Raw genomic sequence first — 12,488 nt, 5'->3', positions numbered from 1 at the left:
TTACTCCAATTGGCGCGGCCAGGCGCCGCGCGATTGCCATAACAAGGAGCCGGCGGCGAACAGAGCCGCGCTGACTAACAGTAAAGCGCTGTCCAGCCAGTACAGGCCGGGGCCGGCGCTGAGCATATGGCCGAGCGCCGCCACCAGCAGCGCCGTACCGCTGGCCATTCCGCTGAGGAACAATAACCACCCCGGCCAAACTCGCCACGCCAACAGCGCCACCGCGCCCCACATTCCCCAAAACAGCCAGGCGGCAGGGAACGCCGCCAGCGGCCGGGCGGCCAACAGCAGACTTCCCGCCACCGTCAGACCACAGCAGACGCCGGTGATAAAGCGCGCGGCACGGCGCTGCGGCTGCCGTAGGCACCACAATCCCAGCCCGCTCAGCGCCAGCGTCGCCGCGCCGAACCCGGCCAAAAAATGCAGCGCGCTCACCGCCGCCGCCGCCCGCGGCAACCAGGCGTATTGGCCATAGTGCAGCGGCTGAACGGCGATGAACGCGCGCGTCCATGGCCCCTGATGAGCGGCGCTGCGCCGCATCAGCGCCGGCTGCTCGCCGCTGCCGAAACGAAATTGCTCGAACAGCGCGCTGCTGGGAATACCGCGAGTGACGCCGCCCACCGCCAGCAATGCACCATCCGGCGCGCGCTGCAGGGTTTGCGGCGTAAATTCCGGTGCCTGGCGCCGCAGCGCCGCCATCGTCTGCGCAAGAGTACGCCCGGCGTCAGGCAAGGGCGGTGCAGGTTGCGCACCGCCCATCAGCTGCGCCATCACCCGCTGCGGCGCACCGGGGCTGACGCGGTCGGCCAGCAGCACAGTACCGAGCGCGCCGAGGCCGGATAACGCGCCGGTCAAAGCGAACATCACCAGCCACGGATAGCACCAAAGCCCCAACAGATTGTGCAGATCGAACAGCAGCACCCGCAGCCCCTGACGCCGCCGCAGCTGCAACAGCTGGCGCAGCCGTCGACCATGCAGCGCAATCCCGCTGATCAGCAGCAAAGCGAACGCGATGCCGAACAAACTGAGAAACACCCGACCGGGAAAGCCGAGAAACAGGTTCTTGTGCAGCGTCACCAACAGCGTGGTCGGCGCCGTCAGGCTGACCAGCCGCCCGCTGACGGCGCTCAACGCGAGGGCGCAGTCGTCCGGGGCGCGGCAAAAGCGAATCACCGGATAACGCGCGCTCGGCAGCATGACGTAAGGCGCCGCGCCGTCTTCACCGTAGGCTTTCGCGTCGTCCAGCAGCTGCGCCAACGGCCGTTGCTCGCCGCTCATCGTCACGCCGTTCCACCACAGCGTGAAACTGTCGCCGGCCAGGCTCCAGCAGCCGGTGAACAGGACCACGAACAGCGCGCAGCCGAACAACGCGCCGCAGCCCCGATGCAGCGCCGCCAAAGCCCGTCGCGCGACGGCGTTCATCGCCACGCCTCCAGCAGCGCCAGCGGCAGCGGCCACCACAACCAGGCGCGCAGCAGCGTGCGACGCCAGTCCGGCGCCAGCAGGCTATACGTCAGCAACGCGATGCCGCCGAACAACGCCAGAAACAGCGCGCCGTAAAGCCGATCGAGCGGGTCGGCCGAGGGATAGCCGCGCGCCAAAAGCAGCGCCAGGGTAACGCCCCCCATGGCGCTGCCGAGGCACGCCGCCCATACGCGCATATTCATCAAAACTCGGCCTTGACGGTGAACATCAGGTTGCGCGGTTCACCGTAACGGTTGTTCCACTGCGGCGAGAAAAGCCCTGCGTAGTAGCGGCGATCGAACAGATTGTTGACGTTGAGCGCCGCCGACCAGGTCTCGTCGATGCGATACCCCAGCCGTGCGTTGACCAGCGCATAGCCGCCCTGGCGCAGCGTCGTCGCGCCATTGGCGCTGCTGAACGCGCTCTGCGCCTGGATGCCGCCGCCGATGCTCCACTTGCGCTGATCCCACGGCAGGTCGTAATCGCTCCACAGCCGCAGCATATGACGCGGCGTCAGGCTGTTGTAGGCGCGCCCCTGGTTGCCGGCGTCGCGGGTGTAGCGCGTGTCGGTATAGGTGTAGCCGAGCGTGACGTCCCACCATGGCGTGAGGTATCCGCGCCCTTCCAGCTCGAAGCCTTCACTGCGAGCCTTGCCGCCGCTGATATACCAGGTATCGAAACCGCCGCCCGGGTGATCGGGATCCACCTGCGGGTTGTTCTCCAGATCGATGCGGAACGCCGCGGCCGAGAGGTTGAGCGCGCCATTCATCAGCGACGCCTTCACCCCGCTTTCCAGCGTGCGGCCCTCCACCGGCTTAAGCATCTGCCCGCTCCAGGTTTTGCCGCTCTGCGGCTGAAACACCGTGGCGTAGCTGGCATACCACGACCAGTCTTTGGCGAAATCCCAGATCAGGCCGCCGTAGGGGGTCAGACGCGCGTTCTCTTCCAGAGTGTCGCTGGGCGAACGCAGTTGCCACCAGCTTTCGCGCGCGCCGGCCACCAGCGTCAGCGGCTCCGCCAGTTTAATGCGGCCCATGCCGTACACCCCGCGCTGAACGGTTTTGGTCGACCCCGGCGAGCTGTAAGCGCCGATCGCTGGCTTCGGCACGCCGTGCGGATCCCAGCGGTAGACGTTCACCGGCACCTGAAACACAGAATCAAACCGTGCAGTGAACTGTTCTTCTTCGGCATGGGTGTAGCTGGCGCCGACGACCAGCTCGTGCCGCAACCCCCAGGCGTCGATCTTGCCGTTCAGGCTGGCGTCCAGCCCCAGCTGCTGATTGCGAAAACGATAGGCGCCGCCCATCAGCGCCGCGCCGTCGCCGGTGGCCGGATCGACGTTGCCCCAGGCGCCGGCATACAGCAGGCGAGACTTGGCGTGCAGATAGTCGCCGCTCAGCTTGACCTGCCAGTCGTCGTTCAGCCGATGCTCCACCGCAGCGAACAGCCGCGTGGTGTCCCATTTGAAGCGATCCCAGTCCACGTCCAGATAGGTGCTGCGCGGCAGGTGCAGATCGCTGCCGTCTTTCCCCATCGGCACCCCGGCCATATTGGTGACGGAATCGATGGTTTGGTACTGCGCGCCGACACGCAGCAGGGTATCCGGCGTCAGATCGGCGTCGACGGTGGCATACAGCAAACGGGTTTTCTGATCCGAGACGCGATAGAAATAATCGCGATCTTCCCATGCCATCACCGCACGGCCGCGCACGCTGCCCGACGCGTTCAGCGGGCCGCCCACGTCCGCTTCGCCGCGATACTGATTCCAGCTCCCGGCGCTGGCGGTAAACTGCGCGCGGTTTTGCGCCAGTCCGTGCTTGCGCACCATGTTGACCGTGGCCGCCGGGTTGCCGAGCCCGTGCAGCAGGCCGTTGGAGCCGCGCAGGATCTCCACCCGCTCATACACCGCCATGTCCTGCGGCGAGCTGGCGGTATTGCCCAGCAGCGTCGGCACGCCGTCCAGTTCGAACGAATCGATCTTGAAGCCGCGCGCATACCACGCGGTGGTCAGCAACACGAAGGGGGCGCTGGTGACGCCGGTGGCGCGCGTCATCACCGCATCCAGCGATGTGAGATTCTGCTGCTCCATCTGCTGTCGATCGATCACGCTGACCGACTGGGCCACTTCACGCGGTTTCAGCGGGATTTTCCCCAGCGTGGTGACGCCGGGAGCCACATAGTCATCCCGCGCCGCCGCGCCGGCGGTCACGGTGAGGGTATCTTCTTTTACGTCCGTTTTGGCCGGCGCATCCTGCGCCAGCGCCCCGGTGCCGCACAGCGCGCACAGCAACGCGCCGTGGCGCATCGCGGCCGCCACTGGTGAGAGGTGAATGAGTCGCATGTTTTTCCCTGGTTGTTATTGTTAAATGATAATCGTTATCAATCTAACAAAACGGCCGCCGCGACTTTTTCGATTGCCGGAGTTTCTCTATCGATCGCCGGTCATTTTCGCCTGGCAGAAACGGGCGAACCAGCCCCCCGCCTCGCGCAGCGCATCCGGGCTGCCCGCCGCCGTCAGCCGCCCGCCTTCCAGCACCCACACTCGATCCGCCCGACAGGCCAACGCGGGATCGTGGGTGACGACGACCCGCGTGCCGGGCCAGCCGGCCAGCAGGGCCGCCACGCGCTCGGCGTTGCGCAGATCCAGACTGGCGCCCGGTTCGTCCAACAACAATCGTGGCGCCCCCTGCAGCAGCGTGCGCGCCAGGCACAGCCGTTGCTTCTGCCCGCCGGAGAAACGATCGCCGTCGCTGCCGACCTCTTCTTCCAGCACGTCGGGCGGCAGATCCAGCGCCGCCAACAGCGCCAGCAGACGCTCATCGCCGATATCCGTTCGCCCCTGGGTCAGATTCCAGCGCACGCTGCCGCGCAGCAGGCGATTGTCTTGCCACATCACGCCGCGACCGCCCGCCAATTGCCGCGCCGACAACGCGCGCACGTCACGGCCGCCGTAGAACACCCGCCCCGCCGTCGGATCCTGCGTGCGCGCCATCAGGCTCAGCAGGCTGCTTTTGCCGGCGCCCGAAGGGCCGACGATCGCCAACATCTCTCCGGCGGCGCAGGCTCCGCCTATTTCCCGCAGCCGCCAGCCGCCGTGCGCCGCCGCCAGGCTCAGCGCCTCAAGCGCGATGCCGTCGTCCTGCGGCGCGGCGCCGTCCCGTTCCGGCAGCGGCAACGTGGGCGACGCCAGCGCCTGCCGCAGTTGCGCCCACGCGCTCTTCAACTGACGCAGCGCCTGATCGAGGTGAGAAAGCTGAAGCAACGGCTCCAACAAGCGGGCCAGGACAATCATCAGCGCCAGCCATTGGGCGACGTTCAGGCGCTGCGCCAGCACCTCATGGGCACCGAACCACAATGCCGCCAACAGCGTCAGCTGCAGCCCGGCGCTGAACAACAGGTGATATGGCAAGCTTTGGCGCAGCAGCGCGGCGTGCGCCCGATGATGGTCATCCAACCGTTGCGTCAACGCCTCGGCGGCGGCCGCCTGCCCGTAGCCGAAGCGCAGCAATGCCTGATGACGGGCAAACTGCATCAGCGCCCCTTCAATACTCTGATTGGCCTCCCCAAGCTCTCGCTCTCGCCGGTGCAGCCGGGCCGCCGAACCGCGCAACACCAGCATCAACAGCACGCAGGCCGCCAGCAGCATCAGCGCCACTCCCGGGCTCAGGCAGGCCAGCCCGGCGATCAGCGCCAGCGGCGTGACGACCGCGCCAACCAACGGCGCCAGCAGGTGCGCGGGTGCCGACATCGTCTGACCGATGGCCCCGGCCAACAGACCCGGTGCCTGCTCCTGCGGCGACAGCGCGCGCGGCAGACGGCGGAACAGCGCCCGCAGCAACGCGCTCATCACCGCGCCGCCGGCGAAGAAACCGCGGGAGGCCGCCGCATACTGCACCGCCAGCAAGAGAGGCGTAGCCAGCGCCAGCAGCCCTAGCCAATGGCCGGGATTTTGCTGCCAGTTCGCCACCGCTGCCGCCAGCAGCAAGGCGCAGACGCCATCCAACGCGGCGGCCAGCGCCATCAGCAACAGCGCCGGGGCCAACGCTTTCACCAACTCAAACTTCATCGTCCGCCTCCTGGCGCTCGGCCAACGCCGCCAACAATGCCGGATGATCCGCCAGCTCGGCGGGCGTGCCGACCGCCAGCAACCGCCCCTCCGCCAGCACCGCCACCCGATCGGCGCGGCGGCACAGTTCCGCGTCGTGCGTTGCCACCAGCCGGGTGGCGGGCAGCTGCGCCAGCGCCGTCAGAATGCGTTCGCGATTTTGCCGATCCTGCGCCGAAGTCGGTTCGTCGGCCAACAGCAGCGGCCGCCGCGCCAGCAACGCCCGGGCGATGGCGAGACGCTGCGCCTCCCCGCCGGAAAGCGAAGGCGTATCGTCCAACCTATCCTGCAAACGCGCCGCCAGCCCCAGCACGGCCAGCACGCGCCGCAGCTGCGCATCGTCGGCCCCGCCGACGAACAGCGTCAGGTTGTCGCGCAGCGACATCGCCGGCGGCGTATTCTCCTGCGGCACCACGGCCACCATCTGATTGAATGCCTGCGCCGAGAACGCGTCGGCGAGCACGCCGTCGAGCGATACCGTTCCGCTATCCGGCTCGCTATAACGGGCGATCAACCGCAGCAGCGTGCTTTTACCGCTGCCCGACGCCCCGACAATCGCCAGCCATTCTCCCGGTTCGACGGCCAGATTGACGCCCTGCAGCAACCAGCGTTCGTCGTGCCGGCAACCGAGATCGCTCAGCTGCAGCGCCGCCCCCTGCGGCGCCGAAGCGATCGTCGAGCGCCCTCCCCAGCGTATTTCGGGATGCGCCAGCAGCGCCCGAATGCGGCCGGCGGCCAGCGTCGCCGCACGCAATGCATCGCCGCCGTGCCCCATCGCCATCACCGGTTGCGCCACGCTGCGCAACAGCAACACGAACAGCGCCAGCTCCGCCAGCGTGAGATTGGGCACCAGCCAGCGGGCGCCGAGCAACAGCCAACCGGCCGACAGCGCGGCGCTGAGCAGTAATTGGGTCACGGCGCCGAGCGCGCCGATACGCCGCAGCCAACGGTGAAAGGCGGCGAGAAAGCCCCGCAGGCTCTGCCGCGCACGCGCTTCGATGCCCGCACCGGGAAACTGGCGCGCCAACAGCGGATGCGCCGCCAGCTGCCGATAATCGTCGTTCAACTGCCGAAACGCCCGATCGCGTTGTTCAAACGCCGGCCGCAGGTGCGGCGAACGGATGACGTGAAACAGCAGCGCGGCCGCCAGCAAAGGTATCAGCGCGAACAGCAGCAGCGGCCACTGCACCGCCGCCAGCAGCGCCAGCGCGCAGCCGGGTACCACGGCCAGCTGCACCAACTCCGCCGGCGCATGGGCCACCAGCTGATGCAGCGCCTGAATGTCCTGCGACAGCGCCCGGGCGGCGCCGCTCTCGCCCTGCCGCACAAACCAGTTCAGCGGCAGACGCACCAGCTTGGCGGCCAATTGGCTGCGCAGCCGATGACACAAACGCGCGTCGAGCAGATGAGTGAGGTGCAGCGCCAGCGTTTGGGCGAACAGCCACAGCGCCAGGCCACCGGCGGCGACGCCAAGCCAGAAGGGATAGGCCGCCGGATCGGCGTCCACCAGCCGGGCTATCGCCAGCCATGGAAACAGCGAACTGACGCCGGCCAGCGCCTGCAGCGCCAGCGCGGAATACAGCATGATGCGGAAAGGACGCGTCAGCGCCCGCAGGTCACTCAGCATGAGATCCTCCACGGCAAAGGCGCTTACTGTAGCCAAAAGCGGCGGACGTCCTCATCCGTAAAGGCTTTCGCCGGCGAGACTTTTTCTTTCGATTGCGTGGCTAACGCTTTTTGACGTCGCAGGGCATGACGCCGAAACGCTTGCGGAAGGCGACGGAGAAGTGCGCCGGCGTATAACCCACCTGCCAGGCGACGGTGGAAACGTGCAGATCCTGCTCGCTCAGCAAGCGCCAAGCGGTTTGCAGCCGGTGCTCCTGCAGCAGGCCGAATACGCTGGCGCCAAACAGCTGGCGGAACCCTTGCGTGAGTTTGCGGGTGTTCAACCCGGCGCGCTGAGCCAGTTGATCCAGGCTCGGCGGCTGCTCCATCTCCGCCAACAGGATTTCGCGCGCCAGCTGCAGGCGCGCCACATCGCGCGCGGCCAGGTGCACGCCAACAGACGGCGCGGCAGCGCTGCGGTTCCAGCATTGATGCAGGCAATGCGCCGCCAGCTCGTTGGCCCTGGCGCTGAACCACAGCCCGCGCTGCGACTCGTGCAGCGGGCAGGCGAACAGTTGCCGGGCCTGGCCGATCAGCGCTGCCGGCGCCGCCAGCGGCACCAACTGCGCATGCCGCCGCCCATCGAGGCCGGGCGGCAGGCGGACATCGTTCTGCTCCAGCCAGGCGGCGGAGAACTGCAGCAGGGTATAATCGAGCGGTTCGCCGGCCTGGAACAGGTTGTTCAACACGAAGTCGTCCCGCCCGGCGGCCAGCAACAGCGAAGGGCCGTTCAGCTCCACCTGCGGCCCCGTTCCGCTTTCACAGCGCAGACGCCCGCGGCGGATCACCACGATCTTCAGCCCCGCGCGGTGGGGTTCATCCAGCTCGATGTCGACATCGGCGGCCAACACGCCGCGCCGCGCACGCAGCATGTCCGACAGCGCATAGTCCTGCGCTTGCTGATGATATTCCTGCAGTAACCGCTGGGGGGACGTAGACATGTTCGCCCTGCCTGTGAATGATGACGCCGACCGTCGGCGAGGTTTTTGATAGTGATTCTCATTAGCAATATAAGGCCGGCCGTCGGGTTTGTCTATTGAGGCGCGGATGGATCAGTTACCACCCCAATACGGCCCCGCCGCCACCGACTCGCGCTCGATCAGGCAGGCCGGGAAGCTGGGGCGCTTGCTCAGCTCGCCGCCGTCCAGCATCGACAGCAGGCGGTTGATGGTCTCCTGGATCATCTCGGTGACCGGCATCTTCATGCTCGACAGCGACGGCACGGTATAGGGCGCCAATGGGATGTCGTCGAAGCCGATGACCGATACCGCCTCCGGCACCGCCACGCCGCGCTCCGCCAGCCGCTTCATCGCGCCGATGGCCATCTCGTCGTTGCCGGCGACGATGGCGCTGAACGGCTGCCCGCCGGCCAGCAGCGCATCGACCGCCGCCACGCCGCTTTGCGCGTGCCATTTCCCCTCGACGATCAACGCCTCGTTAACCGCGATGCCCTGCTGAGCCAGCGCGGATTTGTAGCCGGAAAGCCGCTCCAGCCCGGTGGGGGAATCAAGCGAGCCGGTGATAAAGGCGATGTCGCGATGCCCACGCGCGATCAGGTGCGCCACCGCCGCCGCGCCGGCGGCGTGCTGATCGCTGAAGATGCAGTAGCTGTCGTTCAGCCGTAGCCGCCGGTTGATCACCAGAATCGGCTGGCGGTGTTGGGAGACGATCTCGTCCATTTCCGCAATCGACAGAAAACGCGGATAGATGATCACCCCGTCGCAGCGCAGATCCAGCAAAAACTGAATGGCGGCCCGCTCCTCTTCGGCGGTGTGCTTGCCGTCCACCAGGATCAGTTGGCGGCCGTTCGCCTCCATGATGCGCGCCGACTGCGCCATCAGTTCGCTGAAATAGTTGCCGCTGTAGAGGGTGTTGGTGACCACCAGGCCGAGGGTTTGGGTGGTGTTGGTCGCCAGGCTGCGCGCCAGCAGGTTGGGCCGATAGCCGGTTTCCGCGATGGCTTTAGCCACCAACGCGCGTTTCTCCTCGCTGACATAGCCGCTGCCGGACAAAACGCGTGACACCGTCGCCTTTGAAACGCCGGCCTTTTTCGCCACCTCGAGTATCGTTGCCATCTGTGCGCCGCCAAAATCCATGGGTTCAGCGCAGTCTACCCAAGACGCCCGGCGTTTGGAACGCTTTCGCCCCCCAGCGCGTCGGTGCGCACTTACCTCTGACGATCCAGATCACGAAAACGAAACGCCAAAAATCATAGTTCTTGCCAACAACAAAACACCAATACATGATTTTATGAAACCGGTTTCTTGTGGGCGTTTCATACGGATGGAACAACGGATCGCCCAGGCAGTAAACATGCGCCTTTGGGCTATCCGAATTGCTATCTGAGAGACGACACGCCATGCCGAAGAACTACGCAGAGATCTCGCACGCCATCGTGGCCGCCCTGGGCGGCGCGGGCAATATCGAGGCCGTGACCCACTGCATGACCCGCCTGAGATTCGTGGTGAAAGACAAAGCGCGGATCGACACCCCGGCGCTGAAGGCCATCGACGGCGTGCTGGGCGTGGTGCACAGCGGCGAGCAGTGCCAGGTGATCATCGGCAACGAGGTGGCCAAGGCTTATCAGGCGGTGCTGGCGCTCGGCATGCCGGGTGCGGCGGCCCCCGCTGCCCCGGTGAAACGCCAGCTCACCCTGAAGGGTATCGGCGCCGGCATTCTCGACGCGCTGGTGGGCACCATGTCGCCCCTGATCCCCGCCATCATCGGCGGCTCGATGGTGAAGCTGCTGGCGATGATCCTGGATATGGCCGGGGTATTCGATAAAGGCTCCTCGACCCTCGTCATCCTCAACGTAATCGGCGACGGCGCATTCTTCTTCCTGCCGGTGATGGTCGCCGCCTCGGCGGCGCTGAAGTTCAAAACCAACATGTCGTTGGCGATCGCCATCGCCGGGGTGCTGGTGCATCCCAACTTTATCGATCTGATGGCCAAGGCGGCACAGGGCCAGGCGGTGGAATTCGCCTTCATCCCGGTGACGGCGGTGAAATACACCTACACGGTGATCCCGGCGCTGGTGATGACCTGGATCCTGTCGCACATCGAACGCGGGGTGGATCGCATCACCCCGGCGGTGACCAAGAACTTCCTCAAACCGATGCTGATCGTGCTGATCGCCGCGCCGATCGCCATTCTGCTTATCGGGCCGCTCGGCATCTGGATCGGCAGCGGCATCTCTGCGCTGGTCTACACCGTGCACGGCTATTTGGGCTGGCTCTCCGTGGCCATCATGGGGGCGATTTGGCCGCTGCTGGTGATCACCGGCATGCACCGGGTGTTCACCCCGACCATCATCCAGACCATCGCCGAGACCGGCAAAGAAGGCATGGTGATGCCTTCGGAGATCGGCGCTAACCTGTCGCTGGGCGGCGCTTCGCTGGCGGTGGCGCTGAAAACCAAGAACCGCGAGCTGCGCCAGACCGCGCTGGCCGCCGCCGCCTCCGCCATCGTGGCGGGGATTTCCGAACCGGCGCTGTACGGCGTGGCGGTGCGCCTGAAGCGGCCGCTGGTCGCCAGCCTGATCAGCGGCTTCGTCTGCGGCGCGGTCGCCGGCATCGGCGGGCTGGCCAGCCATTCGATGGCCTCGCCCGGGCTGTTCACCAGCGTGCAGTTCTTCGATCCGGCCAACCCGATGAGCATCGTGTGGGTGGTGGCGGTGATGGCGCTCTCGGTAGTGCTGTCGTTCGCGCTCACGCTGATGCTGGGCTTCGAGGATCTGCCGGAAAACGCCGCCGCGCCCGGCCAAACCGCACCGGCGGCGAACGCCGCCAGCGCAACGCATTGAGACACCAGAGGATTGCATGTCTGACTCAACATTCCCTAAAGGGTTTTTATGGGGCGGCGCTTTAGCCGCCAACCAGGCGGAAGGCGGCTATCGCGAGGGCGGCAAAGGGCTGACCACCGTCGATATGATCCCGCACGGCCCGCACCGCATGGCGGTCAAACTCGGGCTGGAGAAGCGCTTTAGCCTGCGCGACGACGAGTTTTACCCCAGCCACGACGCCATCGATTTCTACCACCGCTACCGCGACGACATCGCGCTGATGGCGGAGATGGGCTTTACCGTGTTCCGCACCTCCATCGCCTGGAGCCGGATTTACCCCAACGGCGACGAGCTGACGCCCAACGCCGAAGGCATCGCCTTCTACCGCAGCCTGTTCGAAGAGTGCCGCCAATACGGCATCGAGCCGCTGGTGACCCTGTGCCATTTCGACGTGCCGATGCACCTGGTGACCGAATACGGCTCCTGGCGCAACCGCAGGATGGTGGAGTTTTTCACCCGCTACGCCCGCACCTGCTTCGAAGCCTTCGACGGGCTGGTGAAATACTGGCTGACCTTCAACGAGATCAACATCCTGCTGCACAGCCCATTCTCCGGCGCGGGGTTGGTGTTTGAAGCGGACGAAAACCCCGAACAGGTGAAATACCAGGCCGCGCACCACGAACTGGTGGCCAGCGCACTGGCGACGCGCATCGCCCACGAAGTGAACCCCGCCAACCAGGTGGGCTGCATGCTGGCCGGCGGCAACTTCTATCCGTGGTCCAGCAAGCCGGAAGACGTGTGGGCCGCGCTGGAGAAAGACCGCGAGAACCTGTTCTTTATCGACGTGCAGGCGCGCGGCGCTTACCCCTCCTACGCCGCCCGCGTCTTCCGCGAGAAAGGCGTGAGCGTCGCGATGGCACCGGAAGACGCCGACATCCTGAAGCACACCGTCGACTTCGTCTCCTTCAGCTACTACGCCTCGCGCTGCGCCTCCGCCGACATGAACGACAACAACAGCAGCGCCGCCAACGTGGTGAAATCGCTGGCGAACCCGCACGTGCCGCGCAGCGACTGGGGCTGGGGCATCGATCCGCTGGGGCTGCGCATCACCATGAACATGATGTACGACCGCTACCAAAAGCCGCTGTTCCTGGTGGAAAACGGCCTGGGCGCGCACGACGAGTTCAATGCAGCAGGCGAGATTGAGGACGACTACCGCATCAGCTACCTGCGCGAACACATCCGCGCCATGGCCGACGCCATCGCCGACGGCGTGCCGGTGCTGGGTTACACCACCTGGGGTTGCATCGACCTGGTGGCTGCTTCGACCGGCGAAATGAGCAAGCGCTACGGCTTTGTCTACGTCGACCGCGACGACCAGGGCAACGGCACCCTCGCCCGCACCCGCAAGAAATCGTTCTGGTGGTATAAGAAGGTGATCGCAAGTAATGGGGGGGATTTGGGGTAGGTTTA

9 protein-coding genes are annotated in these 12,488 nt (G+C 66.1%); 2 read left to right on the top strand and 7 right to left on the bottom strand.

What is annotated here, in order from left to right:
* The 7 genes from SSARUM_RS02435 to SSARUM_RS02405 all read right to left on the bottom strand — a co-directional run bounded on the left by SSARUM_RS02435 (window position 1) and on the right by SSARUM_RS02405 (window position 9,309).
* Window positions 1-1,422, bottom strand: a complete 1,422-nt coding sequence (locus SSARUM_RS02435) for a PepSY-associated TM helix domain-containing protein (protein WP_060419557.1) — start codon at window positions 1,420-1,422, stop codon at window positions 1-3.
* Window positions 1,419-1,667: a hypothetical protein gene (locus SSARUM_RS02430; protein ID WP_033652804.1), complete on the bottom strand. Its 249-nt coding sequence runs from the start codon at window positions 1,665-1,667 to the stop codon at window positions 1,419-1,421. The genes SSARUM_RS02435 and SSARUM_RS02430 overlap by 4 nt, the downstream gene beginning before the upstream one ends.
* Window positions 1,667-3,805 carry a TonB-dependent siderophore receptor gene (locus SSARUM_RS02425; protein WP_181404992.1) on the bottom strand — a complete coding sequence of 713 codons (2,139 nt, stop codon included), beginning with the start codon at window positions 3,803-3,805 and terminating at the stop codon, window positions 1,667-1,669. The genes SSARUM_RS02430 and SSARUM_RS02425 overlap by 1 nt, the downstream gene beginning before the upstream one ends.
* Before the next feature lie 87 nt (window positions 3,806-3,892).
* Window positions 3,893-5,530 carry an ATP-binding cassette domain-containing protein gene (locus SSARUM_RS02420; RefSeq protein WP_060430811.1) on the bottom strand — a complete coding sequence of 546 codons (1,638 nt, stop codon included), beginning with the start codon at window positions 5,528-5,530 and terminating at the stop codon, window positions 3,893-3,895.
* Window positions 5,520-7,196, bottom strand: coding sequence for an ATP-binding cassette domain-containing protein (locus tag SSARUM_RS02415; RefSeq protein WP_060419562.1), 1,677 nt, complete (start codon window positions 7,194-7,196; stop codon window positions 5,520-5,522). Before SSARUM_RS02415 ends, SSARUM_RS02420 begins: the two co-directional genes overlap by 11 nt.
* Before the next feature lie 100 nt (window positions 7,197-7,296).
* Complete coding sequence (locus SSARUM_RS02410; RefSeq protein ID WP_047569528.1) at window positions 7,297-8,175, bottom strand: helix-turn-helix transcriptional regulator; 879 nt, start codon at window positions 8,173-8,175, stop codon at window positions 7,297-7,299.
* Window positions 8,176-8,286: 111 nt separating this feature from the next.
* A complete protein-coding gene (locus SSARUM_RS02405) occupies window positions 8,287-9,309 on the bottom strand; it encodes a LacI family DNA-binding transcriptional regulator (RefSeq protein WP_139291240.1) in 1,023 nt (340 codons plus the stop codon).
* Window positions 9,310-9,593: 284 nt separating this feature from the next.
* Between SSARUM_RS02405 and ascF the strand changes: the two genes are divergently transcribed.
* Window positions 9,594-11,036: a PTS cellobiose/arbutin/salicin transporter subunit IIBC gene (gene ascF, locus SSARUM_RS02400; protein WP_060430810.1), complete on the top strand. Its 1,443-nt coding sequence runs from the start codon at window positions 9,594-9,596 to the stop codon at window positions 11,034-11,036.
* A gap of 16 nt (window positions 11,037-11,052) precedes the next feature.
* Window positions 11,053-12,483 (top strand): 6-phospho-beta-glucosidase, encoded by a 1,431-nt coding sequence (locus SSARUM_RS02395; protein ID WP_060430808.1) that lies wholly within the window; start codon window positions 11,053-11,055, stop codon window positions 12,481-12,483.
* The last annotated feature ends 5 nt before the right edge of the window (window positions 12,484-12,488 follow it).

This window comes from Serratia sarumanii (genome assembly GCF_029962605.1).
In the GTDB taxonomy this organism is placed as follows: Bacteria; Pseudomonadota; Gammaproteobacteria; order Enterobacterales; family Enterobacteriaceae; genus Serratia; species Serratia sarumanii.
Note: the sequence above shows the minus strand (reverse complement) of the source record. Positions and strands in the feature narration are given on the sequence as shown.

Excerpts from the sequence above, each read along its gene's own strand:
- SSARUM_RS02435 (WP_060419557.1), bottom strand. The coding sequence starts at position 1,422 with ATGAACGCCGTCGCGCGACGGGCTTTGGCGGCGCTGCATCGGGGCTGC.
- SSARUM_RS02425 (WP_181404992.1), bottom strand. The coding sequence starts at position 3,805 with ATGCGACTCATTCACCTCTCACCAGTGGCGGCCGCGATGCGCCACGGC.
- SSARUM_RS02410 (WP_047569528.1), bottom strand. The coding sequence starts at position 8,175 with ATGTCTACGTCCCCCCAGCGGTTACTGCAGGAATATCATCAGCAAGCG.
- SSARUM_RS02395 (WP_060430808.1), top strand. The coding sequence starts at position 11,053 with ATGTCTGACTCAACATTCCCTAAAGGGTTTTTATGGGGCGGCGCTTTA.
- SSARUM_RS02415 (WP_060419562.1), bottom strand. The coding sequence starts at position 7,196 with ATGCTGAGTGACCTGCGGGCGCTGACGCGTCCTTTCCGCATCATGCTG.
- SSARUM_RS02430 (WP_033652804.1), bottom strand. The coding sequence starts at position 1,667 with ATGAATATGCGCGTATGGGCGGCGTGCCTCGGCAGCGCCATGGGGGGC.
- SSARUM_RS02420 (WP_060430811.1), bottom strand. The coding sequence starts at position 5,530 with ATGAAGTTTGAGTTGGTGAAAGCGTTGGCCCCGGCGCTGTTGCTGATG.
- SSARUM_RS02405 (WP_139291240.1), bottom strand. The coding sequence starts at position 9,309 with ATGGCAACGATACTCGAGGTGGCGAAAAAGGCCGGCGTTTCAAAGGCG.
- ascF (WP_060430810.1), top strand. The coding sequence starts at position 9,594 with ATGCCGAAGAACTACGCAGAGATCTCGCACGCCATCGTGGCCGCCCTG.